At 49.0% G+C, this 23,384-nt stretch carries 24 protein-coding genes and 1 riboswitch; of the genes, 6 read left to right on the forward strand and 18 right to left on the reverse strand.

What is annotated here, in order from left to right; all coding sequences use genetic code 11:
- Window positions 1–1,391 (reverse strand): Na+/H+ antiporter NhaC family protein (locus tag AC6R0L_RS15305; protein ID WP_500629657.1); only part of this gene is annotated, 1,391 nt, incomplete at its 3' end.
- 111 nt (window positions 1,392–1,502) lie between these two features.
- A riboswitch (Lysine riboswitch) is annotated at window positions 1,503–1,684 on the reverse strand.
- A 622-nt stretch (window positions 1,685–2,306) separates the two neighbouring features.
- On the opposite strand from AC6R0L_RS15305, the gene AC6R0L_RS15310 reads away from it, so the two are divergent.
- Window positions 2,307–2,714, forward strand: coding sequence for an H-NS family histone-like protein (locus tag AC6R0L_RS15310; protein ID WP_334550775.1), 408 nt, complete (start codon window positions 2,307–2,309; stop codon window positions 2,712–2,714).
- A gap of 50 nt (window positions 2,715–2,764) precedes the next feature.
- Here AC6R0L_RS15310 and AC6R0L_RS15315 read toward each other — a convergent pair whose 3' ends face one another.
- Window positions 2,765–4,069, reverse strand: a complete 1,305-nt coding sequence (locus AC6R0L_RS15315) for an inosine/guanosine kinase (RefSeq protein ID WP_500629658.1) — start codon at window positions 4,067–4,069, stop codon at window positions 2,765–2,767.
- Window positions 4,070–4,203: 134 nt separating this feature from the next.
- The gene (locus AC6R0L_RS15320) at window positions 4,204–4,476 is read right to left on the reverse strand and encodes a hypothetical protein (RefSeq protein WP_487902049.1); all 273 of its coding nucleotides are present in this window, start codon (window positions 4,474–4,476) and stop codon (window positions 4,204–4,206) included.
- A gap of 329 nt (window positions 4,477–4,805) precedes the next feature.
- On the opposite strand from AC6R0L_RS15320, the gene mnmA reads away from it, so the two are divergent.
- From mnmA to purB, 3 genes are all read left to right on the forward strand, one after another.
- Entirely contained in the window at window positions 4,806–5,927 is a 1,122-nt protein-coding gene (mnmA, locus tag AC6R0L_RS15325; protein ID WP_487902048.1) for a tRNA 2-thiouridine(34) synthase MnmA, read from the forward strand.
- Between the two features lie 48 nt (window positions 5,928–5,975).
- A complete protein-coding gene (gene hflD / locus AC6R0L_RS15330; protein ID WP_500629659.1) occupies window positions 5,976–6,593 on the forward strand; it encodes a high frequency lysogenization protein HflD in 618 nt (205 codons plus the stop codon).
- Window positions 6,594–6,747: 154 nt separating this feature from the next.
- Window positions 6,748–8,118, forward strand: a complete 1,371-nt coding sequence (gene purB, locus AC6R0L_RS15335) for an adenylosuccinate lyase (RefSeq protein ID WP_334550783.1) — start codon at window positions 6,748–6,750, stop codon at window positions 8,116–8,118.
- Window positions 8,119–8,236: 118 nt separating this feature from the next.
- On the opposite strand, the gene AC6R0L_RS15340 is transcribed toward purB, so the two are convergent.
- The 9 genes from AC6R0L_RS15340 to htpX all read right to left on the reverse strand — a co-directional run bounded on the left by AC6R0L_RS15340 (window position 8,237) and on the right by htpX (window position 15,558).
- On the reverse strand, window positions 8,237–8,770 hold the full coding sequence (locus AC6R0L_RS15340; protein WP_500629660.1) for a DUF3833 domain-containing protein: 534 nt from the start codon (window positions 8,768–8,770) through the stop codon (window positions 8,237–8,239).
- Window positions 8,767–9,330 carry a chalcone isomerase family protein gene (locus AC6R0L_RS15345; protein ID WP_500629661.1) on the reverse strand — a complete coding sequence of 188 codons (564 nt, stop codon included), beginning with the start codon at window positions 9,328–9,330 and terminating at the stop codon, window positions 8,767–8,769. The genes AC6R0L_RS15340 and AC6R0L_RS15345 overlap by 4 nt, the downstream gene beginning before the upstream one ends.
- Window positions 9,314–9,838, reverse strand: a complete 525-nt coding sequence (locus tag AC6R0L_RS15350; RefSeq protein WP_500626915.1) for a DUF2878 domain-containing protein — start codon at window positions 9,836–9,838, stop codon at window positions 9,314–9,316. Before AC6R0L_RS15350 ends, AC6R0L_RS15345 begins: the two co-directional genes overlap by 17 nt.
- 3 nt (window positions 9,839–9,841) lie before the next feature.
- The gene (locus AC6R0L_RS15355; protein WP_500629662.1) at window positions 9,842–11,104 is read right to left on the reverse strand and encodes a class I SAM-dependent methyltransferase; all 1,263 of its coding nucleotides are present in this window, start codon (window positions 11,102–11,104) and stop codon (window positions 9,842–9,844) included.
- A 100-nt stretch (window positions 11,105–11,204) separates the two neighbouring features.
- On the reverse strand, window positions 11,205–11,990 hold the full coding sequence (locus AC6R0L_RS15360; RefSeq protein WP_500629663.1) for a DUF1365 domain-containing protein: 786 nt from the start codon (window positions 11,988–11,990) through the stop codon (window positions 11,205–11,207).
- On the reverse strand, window positions 11,990–13,291 hold the full coding sequence (locus tag AC6R0L_RS15365; RefSeq protein WP_500629664.1) for an NAD(P)/FAD-dependent oxidoreductase: 1,302 nt from the start codon (window positions 13,289–13,291) through the stop codon (window positions 11,990–11,992). Before AC6R0L_RS15365 ends, AC6R0L_RS15360 begins: the two co-directional genes overlap by 1 nt.
- A 47-nt stretch (window positions 13,292–13,338) precedes the next feature.
- On the reverse strand, window positions 13,339–14,067 hold the full coding sequence (locus AC6R0L_RS15370) for an SDR family NAD(P)-dependent oxidoreductase (protein ID WP_500629665.1): 729 nt from the start codon (window positions 14,065–14,067) through the stop codon (window positions 13,339–13,341).
- Complete coding sequence (locus tag AC6R0L_RS15375; protein WP_500629666.1) at window positions 14,064–14,483, reverse strand: nuclear transport factor 2 family protein; 420 nt, start codon at window positions 14,481–14,483, stop codon at window positions 14,064–14,066. Before AC6R0L_RS15375 ends, AC6R0L_RS15370 begins: the two co-directional genes overlap by 4 nt.
- 214 nt (window positions 14,484–14,697) lie before the next feature.
- A complete protein-coding gene (gene htpX / locus AC6R0L_RS15380) occupies window positions 14,698–15,558 on the reverse strand; it encodes a protease HtpX (protein WP_334550795.1) in 861 nt (286 codons plus the stop codon).
- 370 nt (window positions 15,559–15,928) lie between these two features.
- Here htpX and AC6R0L_RS15385 point away from each other — a divergent pair, with 370 nt between their 5' ends.
- Window positions 15,929–16,096, forward strand: a complete 168-nt coding sequence (locus AC6R0L_RS15385) for a hypothetical protein (protein WP_334550797.1) — start codon at window positions 15,929–15,931, stop codon at window positions 16,094–16,096.
- A gap of 121 nt (window positions 16,097–16,217) precedes the next feature.
- Here the strand turns inward: AC6R0L_RS15385 and bioD are convergent, their stop codons facing one another.
- The 4 genes from bioD to bioB are packed head-to-tail and all read right to left on the reverse strand — an operon-like array spanning window position 16,218 to window position 19,972.
- The gene (gene bioD, locus AC6R0L_RS15390) at window positions 16,218–16,925 is read right to left on the reverse strand and encodes a dethiobiotin synthase (protein WP_500629667.1); all 708 of its coding nucleotides are present in this window, start codon (window positions 16,923–16,925) and stop codon (window positions 16,218–16,220) included.
- Window positions 16,922–17,764, reverse strand: coding sequence for a malonyl-ACP O-methyltransferase BioC (gene bioC / locus AC6R0L_RS15395; RefSeq protein ID WP_500629668.1), 843 nt, complete (start codon window positions 17,762–17,764; stop codon window positions 16,922–16,924). The genes bioD and bioC overlap by 4 nt, the downstream gene beginning before the upstream one ends.
- Entirely contained in the window at window positions 17,752–18,933 is a 1,182-nt protein-coding gene (gene bioF, locus AC6R0L_RS15400) for an 8-amino-7-oxononanoate synthase (protein WP_500629669.1), read from the reverse strand. The genes bioC and bioF overlap by 13 nt, the downstream gene beginning before the upstream one ends.
- Window positions 18,920–19,972, reverse strand: a complete 1,053-nt coding sequence (gene bioB / locus AC6R0L_RS15405; RefSeq protein ID WP_500629670.1) for a biotin synthase BioB — start codon at window positions 19,970–19,972, stop codon at window positions 18,920–18,922. The genes bioF and bioB overlap by 14 nt, the downstream gene beginning before the upstream one ends.
- Before the next feature lie 130 nt (window positions 19,973–20,102).
- Here bioB and bioA point away from each other — a divergent pair, with 130 nt between their 5' ends.
- Window positions 20,103–21,395, forward strand: coding sequence for an adenosylmethionine--8-amino-7-oxononanoate transaminase (gene bioA, locus AC6R0L_RS15410; protein WP_500629671.1), 1,293 nt, complete (start codon window positions 20,103–20,105; stop codon window positions 21,393–21,395).
- A gap of 39 nt (window positions 21,396–21,434) precedes the next feature.
- Here bioA and AC6R0L_RS15415 read toward each other — a convergent pair whose 3' ends face one another.
- Window positions 21,435–22,100, reverse strand: coding sequence for a YccT family protein (locus AC6R0L_RS15415; protein ID WP_500629672.1), 666 nt, complete (start codon window positions 22,098–22,100; stop codon window positions 21,435–21,437).
- Between the two features lie 112 nt (window positions 22,101–22,212).
- Entirely contained in the window at window positions 22,213–23,268 is a 1,056-nt protein-coding gene (locus tag AC6R0L_RS15420; RefSeq protein ID WP_500629673.1) for a porin, read from the reverse strand.
- Window positions 23,269–23,384: the final 116 nt, after the last annotated feature.

Genomic DNA, 23,384 nt, shown 5'->3' on the forward strand with positions numbered 1-23,384 from the left:
GTCGAAGACAAAATCGTGGTATCTGAAATCGGTGAGCAGTGATCACCAAAGACCGAACCTGCGAGCACCGCACTCAGCATTGGCAACATCAAGGCAATATCTGTTGCTCCAGCCATATCACCCGCAATCGGCAACATGATACCGAATGTACCCCAAGAGGTACCGGTCGAGAACGCCATCAAGCCCGAGAGCAAGAACAGGATAACCGGCAACCAATGTGGGTTGATGCTACCTTGCGCCAGCGTTGACAAGTATTTACCTGTGTTCATGTCACCAATCACGCTACCAATGGTCCACGCGAAGACTAGAATGAGGATCGCACCAAACATTGAGCGCGCACCAATCCACAGTGTACGAGCAATTTCGATGGTCGCAATGCGTTGCTTAACCACCGTAAACAGCGCGGTTGCCAAACCCACAATACCACCGTAGATCAAAGACAAACCCACATCGGTGTTTTCAAAAGCGCCCAGTAGATTAAACGCTTCACCATCCGCTTTAAGCGCCTGACCACCGGTGTAAAGCATGGCCGCGACCGTTGCAATGATTAACAGCACGATAGGCAAAACCAAATCAAGAACGCGTCCGCCTTCGCTTTCACGAATATCCAGCTCTTCATTGAGCTCATGCGCTTCTTTGGTATCGTTCTCTGCATCTTTGTCAAAGCCACGGCCTTGAGACGCCGCAATTTCATGGCTACGCATCTTACCGATGTCGAGACCAAACCAAGCCACAGCAAACACCATCAACAGCGCAAATACCGCATAGAAGTTCATCGGAATCAAACGCACGTAAGCGCCCAACGCGGAATACTCTGTGATGCCATGAGAGACTAAGATGCCACCAATAATGGTCATAATGTAGGCACCCCAGCTTGATGCGGGCATCAAGACACACATAGGGGCAGCGGTCGAATCGAGAATGTAAGCCAGCTTAGAGCGAGAGACGTAAAAACGGTCCGTGACTGGGCGAGAAATCGCGCCCACCGCCAAGCTGTTAAAGTAGTCATCGACAAAAATGAACACGCCCAAAAACGCAGCAAGCAGTTTTGAACCGCGCTTACTTTTCACACGAGACTGCGCCCATTCAGCGAACGCGCGAGTGCCGCCTGAGAGCGTCAGCAGTGCTGTCATCATACCGAGCAAAAGCAAGAAGCCAACAATACTCATGTTCCAAGCATTGAGGCCACCGTCTTCTACGAAAACGCCCGATACGGTTGACGCAAGATAACCCGACGCACTCGCAAACGAATAGTCGTTAAGCAATACGGCACCTAAAACGATACCCACACCGAGAGACACAAGAACGCGACGCGTAATGATCGCAAGACTCAACGCCACGAGTGGTGGCAAAAGAGATAAAGGAGATGAGGCAAAATCAATTAAATTCATGATCTTCAAAAACCAGTAATAAATGGTTAGAGATCTACTGCAGATTAGTCAACCGCACGAGGCCGTTGATAATGTTGAACTTAGCGACAGGGAAGTAGACACTTCACCCAACCCTACAGTAGCGCTCCATAGTTTTACACATTATAGACTATGGCAGTGTTAGCCCTTTCGAGACTAACCCCAGCGAGCTCCTTTGATATGGAAGCCCACTTCGGCGAGATAACCTTTCACGCATGCTCATTGGCATCACCCCAACAAACGCTACTATTTTATTCCGCTCCTCTACCGCACAACCAAAATAATCAACCAATGAAACATCAAATTAACAAAGGTTTTGCTGTAGTCATGCATTAGGTGGCGCCATTGTACCCATCTAAAACTGCATTTCAACAATTTGGCTCGTTTTGTTGTCACTTTTATTGCTTAGCGATGGTACAAACGGGAAGCCAACTCTCAATTTGGTGACATTTCACACTGTGCTGACGTACAACGCCCGGGACATTAAAAACTCGGTGTTGACTGCAATACCAAATAGATAGCACTTTCTCGAAGTCGAAATATGTGCTGTGATCGAAATCGTAAAAGAAAACGTATTGAGGTGGTTCATTTGAACTATATCGACATTATAATGCCAACTATTAGGCAAATTCGTTCTCATGCTGATTTCGGCGACTTTTATCTAAACAGTGCCATCAGGATTAGAAACGTTTAATAATAGATATGAAACTCTATTATTAAATCTGAGCGTCAAAACAGGACTTAGCCGAATGATCGGTCCAATAAAGTAAAGAAAGGTAAATTTGGCTGACAGTAACAATAAATTTATCGCATTCTGCTAAGAATGGATTGTAATGTTTAAATATCAGGATTAGTATTTAAGAAATACTCTTAAATAAGATAACAATGAGAGATGTTATGTCTGAACTAACAAAAACACTATTAAATATTCGTAGTCTTCGTGCAGCAGCACGTGAACTGACTCTTGAGCAACTGGAAGACGCCCTAAGCAAATTAACGACAGTCTTTACTGAGCGTAAAGAAGAGGAAGAAGCGCAGCGTGCAGCAGCGGCAGAGCAAGAAGCCAAACTGGCTGCAATTGCTGAGCAAATATCTAAAGAAGGTATCGATATTGATGCCCTTTACTCTGCGCTTGCTGGTGAAACAAAAACCAAAACAAAATCGAAACGTGCACCTCGTCCACCAAAATATAAATACGTGGATGCAAGCGGTGAAACTAAAACTTGGACCGGTCAAGGTCGCACCCCATCTGCTATTCAACAGCAATTGGATGCAGGCAAGAGCCTAGAAGAGTTCCTGATCTAACTTTCGATGTAAGTTAGTTCAAAAAAAGCGCCTGTTGGCGCTTTTTTCGTTTATCTTTCCCAGTAGGCTTCTTCCAAGCTATCTTCTCGCTCTGGTAAACCTTTCGAAAGACGTGGAGAGTGCTGAACCAATACCTCATAACTGGCACGGTTAGAATACTTACACACTTGTGAAAAAGAAGAGTAAGTTAAAAACGCATGCGCGTGTTTACTCGAGTTGGGCACATTTTCTTTGTGGTATTTATTCGCGGCCATATCGTGCAACAACGCAGACAATGCCGCATCACCGGCACCATTAGTGTTTTTAATTTTCTCCGGACCACCCATGTATGGTGAAATATGAGAATACACTTTGATCGCTTGATCGCAATTATCTTTTAATGCTGGGCGGCTAAATTCATAACGATTGAATTCCGCAATACTACCTGGCAACAAAGGCAATGACGTTTCACGTTTGGCTGCTTCTTCGGTATAACCAGCCATAAACAAGCCAAGTGGCCCAGCAGTACACAGCACCAAATCGACCCACTCCAAGGCTTTGTCTGATGCCGCAAGCGGGTCGCTCTCCCCAGTGAGCGCATGCGCCTCATCTTCATTCATCGCCACAACGGTGACATAATCGCGCAAAAATTGCTGCCAAAACTGCGGATCATCTTGGATGACAAACTTAGTCCCTAGCGTGAGAACGACTGGTACATCGTGCTTTTTCGCGTACTCAATAGCGCGCATGGTCGCTTCTGGCATCGGATCGCCCGCTTTGCAGCGCACCAAATACGCAGTCAGCACCAGTGCAGAGGCATTTTTAAAGATTTTTTCTGGAATGCTCTCTGGTTTAAGCTGGTTCATCTGCCCTTCACTAATGGCAAAAGTGCGCTCCCCGTCTTCGGTGATCAGCGCGAAGCAGCGTCCAATCGCGCCGTCGACGCCTTGCAGATAATTCAAGTCCATTCGACTGGAGGTATTGCACAAATAACGATAGCCGTAACTGCCGATCTTGATGTCCTGACTCATGACACCCAGTAGCGTCGAACGGTCATCCGCCAACACAGAATAGTTGTGCAAGGTATTGCCAATCGTACCACCCGCGTATTCATTGGTGATCAAATCATCGCGCTTTAGTTCGTCGTATAACGCTTCGGCCGTCGCATCATCAATCACCAGTGAGTGTCCCTTACTTAACTGGTATTTTTCGATGAGCGTGCTACACACTTTGGCTTCAATATCCACTAAGGTTTGGTCGATACCAATAATGTGGGTGCGTGACATTTTCTTGCTGTCCTGCGCTTGAGTCACTAAAGGATCGCGAGCATGAACCGGGAAGTAATGTTTGGATTTGCGTTGGCCGGGAAATTTCATAATCAGAGTAAAGTAAGGGATAAAAAGTGGCGCGATTCTACCGCGCCCTTATTGGCGCGGCAACTCCCGCTAGTATAGCAAACGTTTGCTCGCGCATTTAACCTAGAGCAACGTCGATAAGGATTAGCGGCGGCTTATTCGCCTTCCATAAAACTCAAATCTGGCAACAAATCCAAGTGCTCGGAATAGCGTTTAAGATTAAACTCACCATCGTTTTTCATCACATCAAAAATTTCGATTGAGACTGCGCAAGCCATCATGGCAATTGCTTCGTCTCTTGCTGTGCCCGTCATCATCAAACGCATTAACGTTTCTTTCACTTTGATGGGGTTGCCATCTTGCAGTTGGTTTTCAATTACTTCAATAAGTTGCGTTTCTTGCAGCAGTTCGTCTTGGTGTTCAGTCATGAGGAGTTCACTTAATAATGAGATAGATGAGCCTAGGACTCTTGAATTTCGTCCACTATGCCACAACTAACCCTGCATTACCCAACGATATCCGAGCTAACTGTCGACGTAATGACCATCAACGCAATCAACCGATATGTTGTGATATTTACGCGAGGTACATTGCCGTGTTTAGCAGATAACTTGGGCTCTATTTGTCAAACTATGGGCTGCATAACAACCTAGCGAGAACAAGCTGAAAAGCATGGGTGTGATTTCGATCTCGGATCTGTCACCGCTACCGGCTTTCTGCTAGAATTTGCATCCAGTTAAATTGAGTGGTGTGACCAATGTCTGAAAACTGTACTGACAACAGTAAAAAGAAAGTCATCGTCGGTATGTCTGGCGGTGTAGATTCGTCCGTTTCTGCCTACCTGTTAAAGCAACAAGGCTATCAGGTTGAAGGCTTGTTCATGAAGAACTGGGAAGAAGACGACAACGAAGAATACTGTACAGCAGCAGAAGATCTCGCCGACGCGCAAGCGGTGTGTGACAAGTTGGGCATCCACCTGCACACCATTAACTTTGCTGCCGAGTACTGGGATAACGTATTCGAATACTTTTTGGCGGAATACAAAGCGGGCCGCACGCCGAACCCGGATATTCTCTGCAACAAAGAGATCAAATTTAAAGCATTCTTGGAATTCGCCGACGAAGTCCTCGACGCCGACTACATTGCGATGGGTCATTACGTGCGCCGCACCTTCCCTGACAATGGCGAAGCACCTAAGATGCTGCGTGGATTAGATGGCAACAAAGATCAAAGCTACTTCCTTTATACACTAAGCAGTGACCAAGTAGCGCGTAGCCTATTCCCTGTTGGCGAGCTTGAAAAGCCGGAAGTGCGACGCATCGCCGAAGAGCAAGATTTGATCACCGCCAAGAAAAAAGATTCCACCGGCATCTGTTTTATTGGTGAGCGCAAATTTACCGATTTCTTATCTCGCTATCTACCTGCGCAACCCGGTAAAATCGAAACACCGGAAGGCAAAGTGATTGGCGAACACCAAGGTTTGATGTACCACACGCTAGGCCAGCGTAAAGGACTACACATTGGTGGTCAAAAAGGTGGCGGCGGTAATGAAGACCCTTGGTACGTGGCAGACAAAGATCTGAAACGCAATGTGTTAATTGCTGTGCAAGGTGCAGATCACCCACTGCTCAAGTCTGAGGGTTTGGTGGCTTCACAGTTACATTGGGTCGATCGCACACCGATTCGCGAGCCAATCAAATGCACGGTAAAAACCCGCTATCGCCAAACCGACATCCCTTGTACCATCACACCTATCGATGATGAGAACATCAAGGTTACCTTTGATGAGCCTCAGGTGGCGGTGACCCCAGGGCAATCCGCGGTATTTTATGATGGTGATGTGTGCTTGGGTGGCGGCATCATCGAACAGCGTCTGTAATGGACAGTGTGTCTGTAATCAACAGTTTATTGATAGGAGTACGAATCGGTGGCTAATGCACTCTATGACCGCACCATTGCCTTTGCCGGTATTTGCCAGGCTGTCGCTTTGGTTCAACAAGTGGCGAAGAACGGTTACTGCGACAATGACGCGTTCGAAACCTCGTTAAAAGCGGTCTTAAACACCAATCCAAGCCACACAGTGGCGGTGTATGGTCGTGAATCCGATCTTAAACTGGGGCTTGAGTGTTTAGTCAAAGGGATCGATAGCACGCCAGCAGGCAGCGAAATCACACGCTACATCATCAGTCTCATGGCGCTTGAACGTAAACTCAGCGCCCGCCGCGACTCGATGTCTCAGCTTGGCGATCGCATCCAGATGTTGGAACGCCAACTTGAGCACTTTGACCTACACAGCGAGCAGATGATCAGCAACCTTGCCAGCGTCTACCTGGATGTCATCAGTCCGGTGGGCCCTCGTATTCAGGTCACTGGCACACCGTCCGTATTACAGCAGACTAGCAACCAGCACAAAGTGCGTGCCTTGTTGCTCTCTGGCATTCGTAGTGCCGTGCTATGGCGTCAAGTGGGCGGCAAACGTCGCCACCTCATTTTTGGACGCAAGAAGATGGTGGAGCAAGCACAAATTTTGCTCGCCAGAATGTAAGATACGTCATAGAGAATCTTGGCTCGCCACTCGGCGAGCTTATTTTTTCTTTGTCGGATAAGAATCGCGCAAACGTTTGCGCAATATTCGTGACAATTGCCACAGTTATTGGTATAAAGCTCACCAGATTTAAAACCCAATTCAGGAGAACATCATGGAACTGTCAGCACTGACTGCTGTTTCACCCGTAGACGGCCGTTACGGTAGCAAGACAATTGCACTTCGCAGCATCTTTAGTGAGTTTGGTCTACTAAAGTACCGCTCTATCGTTGAAATTCGTTGGTTACAAAAGCTCGCAGCGACCGATGCCATCGCAGAAGTTCCTGCCTTCAGTGCAGAAGCGAACCAGTTCCTTGATGACCTAGCGGCCAACTTCTCAGAAGAGGACGCGGCTCGCATCAAAGAGATTGAGCGCACCACCAACCACGACGTTAAAGCCGTTGAGTACTTCCTTAAAGAGAAAGTCGCGGGCGTTCCTGAACTGCATGCCGTGAACGAATTCATTCACTTTGCATGTACGTCAGAAGACATCAACAACACCTCTCACGCTCTTATGCTTAAAGAAGCGCGTGACAGCGTGATTCTTCCTGAAATCAAAAATATCATTGATGCGATCAAAGCACTGGCTGTCGAGTACCGCGACATCCCGCTACTCTCTCGTACTCACGGTCAACCAGCATCACCGACCACTATGGGTAAAGAGATGGCGAACGTGGCGTACCGTATGGAACGTCAATACAAGCAGATCGAAAATGTTGAAATTCTCGCGAAAATCAACGGCGCAGTAGGTAACTACAACGCGCATCTTTCCGCCTACCCTGAGCTTGATTGGCACCAGTTCTCTGAAGAGTTCATTACCCAATCTCTTGGCGTAACGTGGAACCCATACACGACGCAGATCGAACCGCACGATTACATCGCAGAACTGTTTGATGCCATCGCACGTTTCAACACCATCCTTATCGATTTCGATCGCGACGTTTGGGGTTACATCGCACTGGGTCACTTCAAGCAAAAAACCATTGCTGGTGAAATTGGTTCTTCAACCATGCCACACAAAGTCAACCCAATCGACTTTGAAAACTCAGAAGGCAACCTAGGTTTAGCAAACGCGGTATTTGGCCACCTAGCACAAAAACTGCCTATCTCTCGTTGGCAACGTGACCTAACGGATTCTACCGTGCTACGTAACCTTGGTGTGGGTGTGGGTTACGCAATCATTGCGTACACGTCGACCCTAAAAGGCATCAGCAAACTGGAAGTGAACCGTGAAGCCCTGCTTGCTGAGCTAGACAAAAACTGGGAAGTGCTTGCGGAGCCTGTGCAAACCGTTATGCGTCGTTACGGTATTGAGAAGCCATACGAGAAGCTAAAAGAGCTCACTCGTGGTAAGCGCGTTGATGGTGAAGCAATGCGTCATTTCATCGACGGTCTAGAGCTTCCAGAGCACGAAAAAGCGCGTCTGAAAGAGATGACACCCGCGAACTACATTGGTCAAGCCATCGAGCTGACTGACAAGCTTTAAGCGAGCATCCTCGCAGCAATAGTCAAAAGACTTTGCCTCGGCAAAGTCTTTTTCATTTCTGGCGTTTTCATTTCAGAGTATGTGAGCCTCGCTTAGAGATGAGGACTGTTTAAGGCGCCTACTGCTTTTGGAAAAAGAGCGTGATTTGCCCCACTTCCATCCCCCATTTCTTTATCTTGGTCAGGTTGAACACGTGCCGTTCATCTTGTCGATATAGCCAATCATCAAAACTGACCGACACACTGCCGTCATCCAATTGCAGTTCAAAATCGTATTGCCATTGCAGCGCATTGCCGACTTCTCTTCCGCGGGCGGTACCGATGATGTCATCGGCTTTTCCGGTGTAGCGACCAGCGTCACTGCGTGTTATCGTCCAGATACGCTGACTCAACTCGCCATCATCAAAACGAAAATCTTCCACCAGCGTCAACGTGTCACCCTCTACTGTTCCGTCAATAGTGACGAAAAAACGCCGAGTCTGTTTATCTGTATAGTCTTGCACCATACCCCACGCGTGGGTTTCGCCTTGAAAATAGTCGAACAAGTCAAACGCTGGACTGCTAGTTTGGTAGTCATCAATGTCGGCGCTACACCCCACTATTACGACACTCAAAAGTATCGCCGCTAAACGAGCACCTAAACGAGATATCATCGCTGCTTTCCTATCAGTTGTTGACGCAATCTTGGGTAGTCAGTGTTGGGGGAAAGCCATATTGAGACAAACGCATCATTAAAGGCTTCATCGTCGATAATGCCAATGCGCTGCGTATCCGACTGACGCGTATAATAAAACTCACCCACTTGACCGTTGGTTACATACGTTAAGTTATGCCCCTGTTCGATATTGGGGAAAACCTCGGCCAAACGAGTCAACCAACCTTGTGCAACCTCTTCTCTGTAGCCGAGTTTTTGCCACTGCTCCATCGTGGCATTGAGTAACTGATCTTGGCTGATGTTACGCTGATAAGTAATGGAGAGCGCGAGTGGATGAGGCGTCACGTCGTCACTTTCCCGGTATTGACCATTGGGCGCGCGTAACTCCGACTGGTAGATATCAAAAAAGAGCATGGAGAGCTGCGCCTGACCGACCACCGGCCAGTGTGACCATAGCGCGCTCTGCGTCTGTTCATTATCTCCCCCTGAAACGTGTCCCGCTGAAATGGAGGCGTGCGCGTATTGAGACAAGCACAGCACGCTAATCAGGAATGTCATGACCTTTTTCATTGCCGTATATCCTTAACATCAAACCTATCACCACCATCCACTGACCAAAAAGAATCAGTAAACTGAGTGTGGGAGAATAGCCGAATTCAACCGCACCAAGCCGCTCTCCCGCCCAATAGCTCAAAGCGCCCGAGAGCCCTCCTATCACTGTTACGATCCAACTGGGGTATGTGTTCACCAAGGGCAACAAAAAAGTGCTGTACCAGATGAATATCGCCCAAAGCGCCGATAGCCAAATCGGTATCAACCAAGTTGAATGCATCGCGTACTCGAACCGCAGTACCCCCGCAAGCATATTGACACTGTCGATGCCAATACCAACAGCGAAAACGATACCAACAAAACTCAAAGGCAACGGCTTAGCTGACACCCCTATGGTGACCGCATAAGTCGCCACCACCAGCGCAACCAACCACCATTGCCACGCCTCATTGCCTAATACTGCGAGCAGCCAAAGCGCTTGAAACCAGCTCGATATCAGCAGTAAACGAATCATCAGTTATGGTCGCTGAAATGTCATATGAACGGTGCTGATGCTCTTGGCTTTAAAGCCCCCTTCGCAATAGCAGAAGTAGTAGTTCCACATGCGAATAAAACGCTCATCAAACCCTAAGTGTTTGACGCGCGCCAGCGAACCATTAAAGCGTCGATGCCAGTGGTTGAGCGTTTGCGCGTAGTCCTGACCAATATCGAATAGGTTTCGCAGCACCAAGTCACTGTGTTTGGTGGTGGTTTGTGTCAAGGCTGTGATGGATGGCAGAAATCCTCCCGGGAAGATGTATTTCTGGATAAAATCCACATTGTCGCTGTAATAGTCATAGCGCTGATCGGCAATGGTGATCGCTTGAATGGCCATCAATCCACCCGGGCGCAGTAGAGACTGACACTTCTCGATATAAGAGCGCAGATACTGTTTACCGACGGCCTCTATCATCTCGATAGATACCAATTTATCGAACTCCCCCTCAAGCAGACGATAATCTTGCTTGAGCAAAGTAATATTATCCTGCAAGCCAAGTGCTTCTATCCGGCTTGCGGCGTATTGATATTGTTGCTCAGAGATAGTGGTTGTGGTCACATGGCACCCGTAGGTCGTCGCCATGTAGATGGCCATCGCGCCCCAACCCGTGCCGATTTCAATCACTCGGTCTTGCTCGTTGAGCTGCAATTCCTGACAGAGTCTCTCCATCTTATTGATCTGCGCTTGTTCTAATGAGTCACTTGGGTCAGTAAACAGCGCTGAAGAGTAGAGCATCTCTTTATCGAGGAAGGTTTGATATAACTCGTTGCTCAAGTCATAGTGCGCTTCAATGTTCTTCTGCGCCTTCTCAACCGTATTGCGATTTAACCAATGCCCGAGCTTATAGAGGATTTTAGACAGCAAACTGCTGCGACTTTCCAAGGCATCCAACGCGGATAAGTTCTTCGCCATCAACTCCATTACTTGGGTCAGGTTTGGGCTGTCCCACCAGCCATCCATATAGGCTTCACCTGCTGCAATGCTGCCGCCCTTGAGTAGACGTGCGTAAAAGCCGGGGTGCCTCACTTCAACAACGGCATTGGGTCCATTGTCTAAATGCTGATTGGATCCGTGATGCTGACCAAACGTCTCTTGTCTTTGACTGCCATCACTGTCACTAAACACTTCTCGTATGGTCAATGTCCCGACCTGCAGATGGGACAGCGTCGAAAAGGCGAGATTACGCGCCGTTTTTTGCACAGTGGTCAGCGCTCTTGGTATGGGCATTACTTGCGAATTCATTGTTCTCTTTGCTCCTTGCAACATGTCCGGCGGACTCTGTTTTGTGCGTACATTTGTCTTTGTTTTAGGTGCTAGGGTTTTAGATGGCTAAACGCCTTGGCTAGCTGTTGCTCTCTTTGTCTTGGTAGCCGGGTTCTTGGGAACCGGGGTGAGAGTAAAAAGGGGCCCCTTTCACCCACAGTTTCAACGCGTGCCAATAAATACCTATCACCACTTTTACTGCCATAATCGGCGTTGCGATCAATCGCTTAGCGAGTTGAGTGGAGGTAAGAGGCTGTTTGCGCATCGCCATCGTGGCATCAAACACCTTAGTTGTCGTTGTCTCCTCCCCATTACTATGACATTCAAGATGGACAAACAGAGACTCAGTAAGCGGTTTAAGACGCCATACATAAGTCTGTTTAATTGGGTTAAACGGTGACACATGAAAAGCCTTATCATGACGCCAAGTGTTAGCATCATTGGCATCCACCGCGTAGTAATGGCGCTCGTTCCAAGGCGTGTTGGAGACCTCTGCCAATAAGTAGCGCCATTGCCCTTGTCCATCATAAAGGTAGTAAAAATTGACCGGGCTGAAGTAAATCCCGAGGTACCTAAGATGGAGGACGGCTTCAACGCGGCCTCGCAGGGTAACACCCGTCAGCGCTTCGACCTTGTCTTGCACCGCTACCTTGAGACTTCCCTCGCCAACATAGTCACTGCGTTTGAATCTCGCCCAGTGCCACCAGCGTGTACCAAATGCCCAGACTCTGCGCTCCAGCACCTCTAGCTCATCCAAATCGATGCACGGCATAAAGAGCGGATAATTGAGACTGTGCGAGATGGGCGAAAAACGCCGATGTCTCACATCCCCCACCAGCAGTGCACTGCGCAACGCGTCTGTCATTAGGCTGCACCTCGTTTCGTCTGCGCAAGGGCTTCGATACCGCGAACCACATCCAGTGCGCTGCGTACACCGTCCTCGTGGAATCCGTTGTACCAGTAAGCGCCGCAAAACCAGCTTTGACTTTGCCCGTTGACTTCCTCTCTGCGGCCCTGAGCGTTGAGAGATTCGGTATTGAACACTGGATGATGATAATTGAAGGTACCCAGCACCTTGCTCGGCTCGATATGCTCTGCGCTGTTAAGTGAAACGCAAAAGGTCACCGGCGCTTCAATGTGCTGAAGAATATTCATGTTGTAAGTCAGCGTTGGGGCGCGAGTGTTCTGGCCGTCTCCACCTTCAATCCAGTAGTTCCAAGACGCCCATGCTGCCTTACGAGTCGGCAGCAACGCCTCGTCTGTATGCAAAATCACTTCGTTGGCTTGATAGGCCAGACGGCTCAGCACTGAGGTTTCGCTTTCACTCGCATCAGCCAACATCGCAAGGGCTTGATCACTGTGACAAGCAAAAATAACCTGATCGAAACGTTCAGACTGGCGCTGCTCGCTTTGCGTCGCGCTTCGGTCAACATAATGAATCGTCACGCCTGCCGAATCACGCGTGACACGAGTGACAGGCGTGTTCAAACGAATTCTCTCTTTGAAGCCTTTGGTCAGCGGGGCAATGTACTCACGCGATCCTCCCTCAATCACATACCATTGCGGGCGGTTGGTGACGTCCAGCAAGCCGTGATTGAGGAAAAAGCGGGCGAAGAAACCAAGTGGGAAAGCGCGCATATCCGCCAACGTTGATGACCAAATCGCGGCGCCCATCGGCAAAATATAGTTCGTACAAAAATAGTCACTGAATTCATGTAGAGTAAGAAACTCACCAAGGGTCAATGAACTCTCTTGACTGGCCTGAGCTTGCGCTTTCACTAAACGGTTAAAGCGCAAAATCTCGAAAATAAAGCGATAGAACTGCGGACGAAGCCAATTTCGCTTCTGAGCAAACAAGGTCGTGAGTGTATGGCCGTTATACTCCAGTCCAGTGTCGTCGTTTCTCACACTGAAGCTCATTTGGCTCGGTCTGCCACGCACGCCAATCTCCTGCATCAACTGGATAAAATTGGGGTAAGTGCGATCGTTGTAAACAATAAAGCCGGTATCTACCGCGTACGTGTGCCCTTCAACCTCCACGTCCACCGTCGCAGTATGACCGCCCACATAGTCGTTGGCTTCAAACACGGTGATGTCGTGGTTTGGATGTAGGTAGTAACCACAGGTTAAACCTGAAATACCCGAGCCGATGATTGCTATTTTCATTGTTGTTATCCTTGTTCCCTATCCTGTTATCTATGCAGCGAATGCGTTCAACGCGAGCCAAGTAGTCGGCTGACCAGCGCGGTTTGCCAACGATAAGGCAACGCACCAAACACGCGCAGTAGCGTGGTGAATCGTTTGGGGAAATAGAGCGTCGAGACACCCTTATCCAAACCTCGTCGAATCGAGTCCGATGCCGATTGCACCGAAACCATCATCGGCATATCAAACGTGTTTTTGTCCGTGAGCGGTGTTTTGACAAATCCCGGAAAAATGAGCGTGACATCAACGCCTTTGGGCTTGAGATCCAGCTGCAGCGTGCGGGCGAGATAGCTAACCGCCGCTTTTGAGGCGCCATAAGCTTCCGCCCTTGGCAAGGCGACTTCACTGGCGATCGAACCCAAAATTGCGACACGCTGCCCTGGTGAAAAATGCGATTGCGCGGCGGTGACGAGATTGACCACCCCCATCACATTGATCGCAAAAATGCGCTCAAACAGAGCTGCATCCATCACACCATCATCGATGTACTCACAATCTCCGGCGCTGAGCAGCCATACGTCCGGTGTGTTCTCGAGGGAGTCGATGGCTTGAGTAGTCTGCGCGAGATCGGTGACATCAAACCGCAGCGGCGTTATCGTCTCAAATTGCTGCGCCAGCTCTGCGAGCGCTTGCTCGTTTCGACCACAAGCGATCACCTGCCAATGGTCGCGGGCGTAATCCATCGCCAGCTGCTTGCCGATGCCTGAGGTCGCCCCCGTGATGAGAACGGTCTTCATTGTCCGAGCCTCTGTTTGATCGATTTAATGATGCTACCCAAAATAGGCAAGTTCTCGTACAACATTTCACCGAGGTCGAAATAGTCGCGATGGTAAATCACTTTGCCATCGGCAAATTTAAGATGAGACACGCCATTGACAGCAACAGGCTTACCTTTGGACAATTTGGGGTGCTCCAACGTCATCACCCAAGTTAAAAAACCCATATCGCCGCTTTGTTGGGCGTGCTGAATATCAAACTCGCAGCGCTGGACATTGCTATAAAGCGACTGGAAGTAGCGCTCAAGCTCAGGCCAGCCTTCCATTCGATGAGCGGCATCTTCAAATACCACATTTTGGTGATAGACCTGCTCAAGCAACACCAGATTATGCTTATCGAGTTGCTGATAGATATTGCCGACTGACTGGACGTCCATTTCGCCTCCATCTTACATTCACACAAGTTATACATTTTTATTTAATGTACAACTTATATAACCTTAGTTGAACATTAAAAGTTGTACAAATTATTTTTTGTACAACTTTCTACTGCCAGCTTGTACGTCTGCTTAGCGAATAAGATCAAAAAAAGGCTTGGTGATAAACCAAGCCTTTTCAGTCAATTAAGTTGTCTTTATGACGAGATAAGCGTTATGAGTTGCGCAGTGCGGCGATGCGCTTATCCAATGGAGGGTGGCTCATAAGCAGTTCGGTCATTGAGCGCTTACCGTTAATACCAAAGGCCATCATCGATCCTTCGAGTTGAGACTCGTGGCTCACTTTAAGGCGCTCAAGTGCGGCAATCATCTTGTGTTTGCCAACCAAATTCGCCGCACCCGCATCGGCGTGGAACTCACGGTGACGGCTGTACCACATGGTAATAAAGCTCGCGAGGAAACCAAACACCAATTCCAACACCATAGAGACGCCGAAATAGACCATCATGCTACTGCCTCCCTCCTCGTCGCGGTTCGACGAGACGATATTGGCAATAAAGCGTGACAAGAAGATCACGAAGGTATTCACCACACCTTGCATCAAGGTCATGGTGACCATATCACCGTTGGCAATGTGGCTCACTTCGTGTGCCAACACAGCTTCCGCTTCATCGCGGGTCATGTTGTGCAAAAGACCGGTCGATACCGCAACCAGAGAGTCATCACGCTTAGCGCCTGTCGCAAAAGCATTAATATCAGGAGAGTCATAAATGGCCACCGTCGGCATACCGATGCCCACTTGGTCAGATTGACGCTTTACGGTTTCAAGCAGCCAGTGCTCTGTTTCGTTACGTGGGCTTTCAATCACCATACCACCCACGGAGCGAAGCGCCATACTCTTGGACATCAAGAGAGAAATGAACGAACCGCCGAAACCAAATACCGCTGCCATCACCAGCAAGCCCGATAGGCTACCTGGCTGCAAACCGGTGGTCGCATAAACGATATTAAGCACCACACTAAGCACAAGGATAACGGCTAAGTTGGTCGCTAGAAATAACATGACACGCTTCATTATTTACTCTTCTCCACGCAAAAGCTGACAGTCAAGAGATCCATCGCCTGTTCTGAATGAACTGTTACGAATGACCTGTTGTAGATGAATTGTGGGCACATTGACTCAATATCAATACCTAGCATAGGAATTATTTCAGGCTAAGTATGACGCACGCCACAATTTATCAGGGATAAAGAGAGTGTATTCCTTTTCTCAATAACGTTAAGTGGCAAATTGAAACATTTGATGTCACAGCACTTTTTCGCCTCTCTCTTGAATCAATCAACAGGCCAACTAAACACCATTAGACTTTGGTCTTATTGCTGCATCTTGGTTTCATGGTAGATTTCAAACAGATTTTCACTTCCATGGATAAGGGAACGACATCATGGTTGAAACTAACAACTATCAAATGGCTATTGATATGCTTCGTTGTCACTTAGGATTGTCTGAGGATGAGGCCAAACAGCAACTGGGATTAGCCTTGGGCCAATCAGCGCAGAACCACGCAATGGAGATGCAACAAGCCATGCTGGGGCTAAACGAAGAGCAATAAACGGCAACGACAGAAACGCATCGGATGACGACGCAACAAGAAAGGGCAGCCACACGGCTGCCCTTTTTGTCTCTTCAGTGCGGTTATCGTGTAAAGCCGATCACGCTTCTAACAAGGCCGATCACGCTTCTAACAAGGGTGAGGTCGCACCAGCAATCAACGGCTCAACATTGATGTATTTTGCCAAATCTTTGCGTTTGACGCTCGGCACATAAGGAATCTCGCCGATTTTAGGTGCATCAATCTTGTTCTCAAGCATTTTAATGATGTCACGATAGTGCTCTGTGCCCGGATTGACACGGTTTGCAACCCAACCAATGACGTCAAGACCATCGGCTTTGATGGCATCTAGCGTCAACATCGCGTGACTCAAACAGCCCAACTTAATACCCACCACCAGTACCACCGGCAGCTTTTCTTGCACGACCCAAGTCGATAAACAGTCACTCTCGGACACTGGTACGCGCCAACCGCCCGCGCCTTCGACAAGGACCATCTGCGCATTTTGCTTGTGTTGCGCTAACTTATCGCTCAGCACCGCGTAATCAATCGTCACATTTTCGCGCTGCGCCGCAATATGTGGTGACGCGGGGAGCTCTAGCGCATACGGGTTGACATCTTCATAAGCGACATCCAACGTTGCAGCGCTTTGTAAATAGAGCGCGTCTGAGTTACGCAGTCCAAATTCTGTCTGTTCGCTTCCAGCCGCAACCGGCTTGTAGCCAATTGTCTTCATTCCTTTCTCGGCTAAAGCGTTGAGGATTGCTTTAGAAGCAACCGTTTTGCCTACATCGGTATCCGTACCAGCAATAAAAAAAGCATCAATCATCGATGTATAACCCCTAAACAAACCTGATAAGTTGCGGGTAACAACCCCTCTTGGTTTTGAAATACCTGGTACGCTTGCTCTAACTTTCTAAGCGTTTGGCGACTCATGAGTCCCGGTGAGCGACCGCTCACATGGTTTGCGCCAATGCCCTTTAAATCACGCATTAGAGAAAAAGCAGTCTCATACCACACTGTGACAGCGGGCAAGTCTAGATGATGGTGGGGTGATTCAGATTGCGCTAACGCAAGTTTTAACTGATTGACGGTAATAAAATCGTTAACGTGTTGATATGAATCAATATTGCGCCATGCGCTTTTCAACTCATCGAGCGATCCATCCAGCAAAGTCGAAAATACAATCTCACCGCCCTTTTTCACTACGCGGCGCATTTCTTTAAGTGGCAGTGCCAAGTCCTCGCACCACTGCAAAGCCAAGCTTGAGAACACGTAATCCACACTGCCCGCTTGCAGCGGCAACTGTTCGGCATCGCCCAATTGATAGTGCATGTTCACGTCACCACAGCGCGACCTAGCCGTGTCCAGCATATCCGGAGAGAGATCAAGACAGATCACCTTAGCCCCGCGCTGTTGTAACTGCAAAGAGAAATACCCCGTCCCGCAACCGACATCCAGCACGACTTGACCACTCAAATCGCTTGGCATGCGTGCAAGCAGTCTCTCACCCACATCACGCTGGAAAGCCGCATGGGCATCGTAGGTGGCGGATGCTTTACTAAACGCATCACGAATGGCGGATTTATCGCTCACTGCTTTATCGCTGACTGTTTTGACGCTCACCGGTGTAAGAGGATGTGAGGAAGGTGTCTTTACCGCGTGCATGAGTGTCCTCGTCCCGTGGGTTTTCTTGCGCCTTTGATGGCTTGGGCCAACTGATGAATGTGCGTTTTGGTATGATTGGCGGTTAAAGTAATGCGTAGCCGCGCGCTACCTTTAGGTACGGTTGGCGGGCGAATGGCGGTCAACCATATGCCTTGCTGTTTCAGCTGTGAGGCGGTGGCCACCGCATCGTCGCTCTCACCAATCAGCCAAGGCTTGATGGGTGTCGGCGTTGCCACATACCCCGGTTCGTCACTAAGCAGTTGATCGTACAGTGCCGTCAACTCAGCTAACTTATCTCTTCGCCACTGCTGCTGCTCAATGATCTCGCTCGCTTTATGCAGGGCGACCGCTTGCGCCCCGGGCATGGCTGTCGAGTAGACATAATGGCGAGCAAATTGCGTCAAGTAATCGGCCAATTCGTCATGACACAGAATCGCCGCACCTGAGAGCCCAAACGCCTTACCAAAGGTGACAATTAACACCTGTGGCTTGATGCCCGCATGCTGACAGCTGCCGCGTCCGCCTTCGCCGAGCACGCCGATACCGTGGGCGTCATCGACCGCAAGCCATGCCTGTTTCTCTGTGAGCTCGCTGATCCCTTGGAGCGGCGCAAGATCACCGTCCATGCTAAACACCCCTTCGGTGACAACAAGGGTCGCAGCTTCAGGATCGATGGTGTTCAATACCTGACGCAAATGCGCCATATCGTTGTGTTTAAAGCGCTTCATGGTCGCAGGACAGAGTACTCCTGCTTCCATCAAGGATGCGTGGTTGAGTTTGTCTTGAATCAGCACATCGTCTTGCTGAAGTAAACTCAATAGGAGCGCTTGATTAGCGGCAAAACCGGAGCTGAACAGCACCGCGCTCTCATAGCCTAGCCATTCACACAGCCGCTCTTGCAGCGCTTGATGTGCGCCGCCATGACCTGTCACCAATGGCGATGCGCCTGAGCCATTGCCATAGACGGTAATGCCTTGCTGCCAGGCTTGCCCAATAGTGGCGTTCGTCGCAAGACCAAGATAGTCGTTGCTGGAAAAATTCAAGTATCGGCGCTCGTTATCAGCAATCTCCACCTGATTGCCACCGTGCAAGGTGTGTGTCTGACGCAGTAAGCCCTGCGAGCGGCGCTCGGCCAGCGCAGCGCGCACGCGAGAATCAAACGCTGGCATCGTAGAACAAGTCGTCTTTGGCTGGGCGAGCCGCCACACGTTCAACAACGCGATCCAGCAGATCGTTCTCTTCTATTTCATCCGGCTTTTGCGACACCTGTTGACTGTTGATACCCAGCTTTTTGAACAGCTGCATATCTTTGTCTTCCGATGGGTTTGGCGTGGTCAGCAGTTTGCAGCCATAAAACACCGAGTTGGCCCCGGCCATAAAACACAGCGCTTGCATCTGCTCGTTCATATTTTCACGTCCAGCAGAGAGGCGCACTGCAGAGCGCGGCATCATAATGCGCGCAATGGCAATTAAGCGGATGAAATCAAACGGCTCGACGTCCTCGACCTCTTCCAGTGGGGTCCCTTTGACTTTGACGAGCATATTAATCGGCACACTTTCCGGGTGTGTCGGCAGATTAGCCAGCTCAACCAGTAAGCCCGCTCGGTCATTGGCGCTCTCACCCATACCAATAATGCCACCGGAACAAATCTTCATGCCTGCGTCACGCACGTGTGACAGAGTGTCCAGTCTATCTTGATAAGTGCGAGTAGTAATGATGTTGCCGTAAAACTCAGGCGAGGTATCTAAGTTGTGGTTGTAGTAGTCAAGACCAGCCTGTGAGAGCTCCTTCGCCTGCTCGGCCGTCAACATACCCAGAGTCATACAGGTCTCAAGCCCCATCTCTTTGACGCCTTTGATCATCTCGGTGAGATGAGGCATATCGCGCTGTTTGGGGTTCTTCCATGCGGCGCCCATACAGAAGCGTGTGGAACCCGCGTTTTTCGCTTTTTGCGCGGCATCGAGTACCCGCTCGACTTCCATCAATCGCTCTTTTTCGATGTCAGTTTGGTAACGCGCACTTTGCGGACAATATTTGCAATCTTCCGGGCAAGCGCCGGTTTTGATCGACAGCAGGGTACTCACCTGCACATGATTGGCCTGCTGATAGTGGCGATGGACGGTTTGCGCTTCAAAGACTAAGTCCATGAATGGCTTTTCCATGAGCGCACGGACTTGCTCGACAGTCCAGTTATGACGTACTTCCACCTGCTTTCCTTTTTATTATTTGGATTGATTTCTCGTCAGTCTACTGACACCATACGCACTGTCAACACAATAAAAACACGCAGGTTTACATCTGATCAATATTTGAACTTTAATTTATTAAGGGACTTTGATGGATCTCGCCTTTGATCGCCGCCATATCTGGCATCCTTACACTTCTACTCTTACACCTCTGACCTGCTATCCTGTTCGTAGCGCAGAGGGTGTCTATCTTGAATTAGAGAGCGGTGAACAGCTGGTCGATGGCATGTCGTCTTGGTGGGCGGCAATTCACGGCTACAATCACCCTGTGTTAAACCGCGCCGCCCATGAACAAATTGACACCCTCTCTCATGTGATGTTTGGCGGCATAACCCATCAACCGGCGATCACCTTGTGTCAAAGGCTGCTTGAGCTCGCACCGGATAATCTTGAACAGGTGTTTCTTGCCGATTCTGGTTCGGTAGCAGTCGAAGTCAGCCTAAAAATGGCGCTGCAATATTGGCATGCGAAAGGTGAGCGGCGCTCAAAGTTTCTCACCCTTCGGGATGGCTACCATGGCGACACCTTTGCGGCAATGTCAGTGACCGATCCTGACAACTCAATGCATTCACTGTATAAAGGCTTTCTTCCTGAGCATATTTTTGCACGCTCGCCTCAAACGGGCTTCTGGCAAACGTGGCAACCCAGTGATCTGGACGATTTTCGTCAAAAGCTCGCCAATCATCACCAAGAAATAGCGGCGGTCATTCTTGAGCCCATAGTGCAAGGTGCGGGAGGCATGCGCATTTATCACCCGGAATTTCTAAAAGGCGTACGCCAACTGTGTGACGACTATGGCGTATTACTGATATTGGATGAAATCGCCACCGGATTTGGCCGCACAGGCAAGCTGTTTGCCTGCGAACACGCCGAGGTTCAGCCAGACATCCTCTGTGTCGGTAAAGCGCTTACCGGCGGTTACATGACGTTGTCTGCCACGCTCACCACTCGCCACGTGGCTGACACCGTCTGTTCGGGCGAAGCGGGCTGCTTTATGCACGGCCCTACTTTTATGGGCAACCCCCTCGCCTGCGCCGTCGCGAGTGCCAGTATGGCGTTGTTAAAAAGCGGCGAATGGCAAACACAAGTTGCGGGCATTGAACGTCAATTTGCTTCGCTGCTACCGAGACTAAAAAAACATAAAAAGGTCAAAGACGTGCGCTGGCTCGGCGCGATTGGTGTAGTCGAGACGACGACAGCGGTGGATATGGAAAACATCCAAGCGCATTTTGTTGAGCAAGGCGTCTGGATACGCCCGTTCGGACGCCTGATCTATATGATGCCACCGTTTATCAGCGAACCTGAGCATATTGAGAAGTTGGTGATGGCAGTGGAGAGCGCGCTGGGGAAAGAGGCGTGTTTTAAAACTCAAACTGAATCCTAGTTCCCAAAATCTAGGAACTAGGAACTAGACACTAGGAACTTACTCCTGATCAATCATCCAGCGGCGGAAGGCTTTGCGCTCTTCGGTGGAAGACTTTAGGTACCAAGCTTTGAGTTGATCAAGGTTGTTGGTGTCAACTACTTGAGGAGTGGCTTGTGGCGCTTCAGGCACATCAGCCACAGCGGCAGCGGTAGCAGTGGTTACGCTGACAGCGGCGACGGGTTTATCGACGAGTGTACCTTTGTCGAAGTAGACTCCGCGCTGCTGGTTATGCTCAGCAATAAGCTTATCCATACCTAAGTAAGGGAACATGCCTTTTTTACCTTTTAGCACTTCTTGCTGGAACTCGATCGGTTGGCCATCTTGTTCTATACGCCACTCGGGCTGATCGTCACGAAATGCTAGCTCCGCTTCTTTTTTACTTCTTGCCGTTGGGTGATCAATAGTGACTTCGTCACCGCTGACGTTTATTTCCACAACATACGGCTTGGAGGTGAAGACGCCATTACCACTACCTCGGCCCACTTCTTTATCCATACGGACCACGATCTGATTGAATCCATCTTCTATCGTGTTAGTACCTAGCTTAGATTCGGCGGGCACACCATTAATATAGAGTACCGACACCCCTTTAGCGGAAGATAATTCGGCAGAGATTACCGTAGAAGAGACCAAACAAGTTAACAGTATTGATAGTATTTTCACAAATCATTCCTTCGAGACAGAGGGCTTAAAGTGACACCATAATCAATGGTTTAGAAATAGAAAAGCCACCCCGTAGGGTGGCTTATGGTATTTGTAATCAAGCTAACAAAAATTAGAAGCTTGCTTTAACACCTACAGCAACACCTGTTTCGCTGTTGTCTTTATCGTTACCACCAACTTCAACGTAAGCAGTAGTGTTTGGAGCGAAGCCGTAACCCGCGTTAACGAACCAAGAATCGTATTCCGCTGCTTTAGTGTCAGAGTCAATTGTGCTGTAGCCAGCAGCTAGAGTTACTGATTCGATAGTGTAATCAACACCTAGAGCGATAACATTTGAATCAACTTTTGATGCACCTGCTGGGTCAACTGACACTGCGTAGTAAGCAACACCTAGGTTTAGGTTTTCAACACCAGCAAAGCGTGCTTCTAGACCGTATAGAGATTCATCTGTTTGTGCTTTAGTAGAGTCAAATTTAGCCCATTCACCAAGAGAACTCGAGCTGCCTGCGTCTACATCATCTTGAGTTGTTTCACGCCACTCAGAAGAAGTTTGCTCACTTAGGTCTGCTTGAGCAAAGTAAGCAGTAAAGTCAAAATCAGCAACGCGGTAGCCTAGTTTACCGTCGAAGTAAGAGCCGTCTGCGCCCATACGGTCAACGTTTTTCTCATCTTGAGCAAAAGAGACAGTTGCGTAGAATGCACCGTTGTCGAAATCGTAACGAACCATCTCGTCACCACAGAATGAACTGTCGTTGCTAAAGAATGACGTCACACCGAATTGGTAGTCAGATGCGATACCAGCGTCATCTAGTGCGCCACAAGTGCGACCGAACTTGATTGAGCCGTAAGACTGAGTGTAGAAAGCAACATAAGCATCGCCCACATCAGCTGAGCTTGACTTGCCGTCTGTAACATCACCAGAAGCGCCGTCAAATTCCCAGTAACCACCGAAGCTTACTTCGTCGTTTACTGCGTAACGAACGTCAAAGCCGAAGTCAGCGTCTTGGATTTCTTGAGTGAACTCAGAATCTTTTGCTGTGCCTTTTACGTAAACAACTTCGATGTCACCTTTAAGGTTAACAGTCACGCCGTCTTGGTTGTACACTTCGATGCCAGCTTGCGCTGAACCTGCTGCAAGTACTGCTAGAGCTACTAGAGTCTTTTTCATAATAATCCACTGCCTTTTCTATAAAATGGGAATTCCCTATCCGGTTCCCTTTATGTTTTAGAAGATGACTCAAACTCTTTATTGGTCCGATGTCATCGCCACTAAATTTCGTGGTT

Source organism: Vibrio sp. R15-SG3-ISO1A (genome assembly GCF_059833955.1).

Bases quoted from the DNA above. Each gene is read 5' to 3' on its own strand.
- htpX (WP_334550795.1), bottom strand. From the start codon at position 15,558: ATGAAGCGTGTCATGTTATTTCTAGCGACCAACTTAGCCGTTATCCTT.
- AC6R0L_RS15340 (WP_500629660.1), bottom strand. From the start codon at position 8,770: ATGATATCTCGTTTAGGTGCTCGTTTAGCGGCGATACTTTTGAGTGTC.
- AC6R0L_RS15420 (WP_500629673.1), bottom strand. From the start codon at position 23,268: ATGAAAAAGACTCTAGTAGCTCTAGCAGTACTTGCAGCAGGTTCAGCG.
- AC6R0L_RS15375 (WP_500629666.1), bottom strand. From the start codon at position 14,483: ATGGACGTCCAGTCAGTCGGCAATATCTATCAGCAACTCGATAAGCAT.
- AC6R0L_RS15320 (WP_487902049.1), bottom strand. From the start codon at position 4,476: ATGACTGAACACCAAGACGAACTGCTGCAAGAAACGCAACTTATTGAA.
- bioF (WP_500629669.1), bottom strand. From the start codon at position 18,933: ATGCCAGCGTTTGATTCTCGCGTGCGCGCTGCGCTGGCCGAGCGCCGC.
- AC6R0L_RS15310 (WP_334550775.1), top strand. From the start codon at position 2,307: ATGTCTGAACTAACAAAAACACTATTAAATATTCGTAGTCTTCGTGCA.
- bioA (WP_500629671.1), top strand. From the start codon at position 20,103: ATGGATCTCGCCTTTGATCGCCGCCATATCTGGCATCCTTACACTTCT.
- AC6R0L_RS15355 (WP_500629662.1), bottom strand. From the start codon at position 11,104: ATGAATTCGCAAGTAATGCCCATACCAAGAGCGCTGACCACTGTGCAA.
- AC6R0L_RS15370 (WP_500629665.1), bottom strand. From the start codon at position 14,067: ATGAAGACCGTTCTCATCACGGGGGCGACCTCAGGCATCGGCAAGCAG.
- mnmA (WP_487902048.1), top strand. From the start codon at position 4,806: ATGTCTGAAAACTGTACTGACAACAGTAAAAAGAAAGTCATCGTCGGT.
- bioD (WP_500629667.1), bottom strand. From the start codon at position 16,925: ATGATTGATGCTTTTTTTATTGCTGGTACGGATACCGATGTAGGCAAA.
- AC6R0L_RS15360 (WP_500629663.1), bottom strand. From the start codon at position 11,990: ATGACAGACGCGTTGCGCAGTGCACTGCTGGTGGGGGATGTGAGACAT.
- AC6R0L_RS15345 (WP_500629661.1), bottom strand. From the start codon at position 9,330: ATGACATTCCTGATTAGCGTGCTGTGCTTGTCTCAATACGCGCACGCC.
- bioC (WP_500629668.1), bottom strand. From the start codon at position 17,764: ATGCACGCGGTAAAGACACCTTCCTCACATCCTCTTACACCGGTGAGC.
- AC6R0L_RS15315 (WP_500629658.1), bottom strand. From the start codon at position 4,069: ATGAAATTTCCCGGCCAACGCAAATCCAAACATTACTTCCCGGTTCAT.
- AC6R0L_RS15350 (WP_500626915.1), bottom strand. From the start codon at position 9,838: ATGATTCGTTTACTGCTGATATCGAGCTGGTTTCAAGCGCTTTGGCTG.
- AC6R0L_RS15385 (WP_334550797.1), top strand. From the start codon at position 15,929: ATGGTTGAAACTAACAACTATCAAATGGCTATTGATATGCTTCGTTGT.
- purB (WP_334550783.1), top strand. From the start codon at position 6,748: ATGGAACTGTCAGCACTGACTGCTGTTTCACCCGTAGACGGCCGTTAC.
- AC6R0L_RS15365 (WP_500629664.1), bottom strand. From the start codon at position 13,291: ATGAAAATAGCAATCATCGGCTCGGGTATTTCAGGTTTAACCTGTGGT.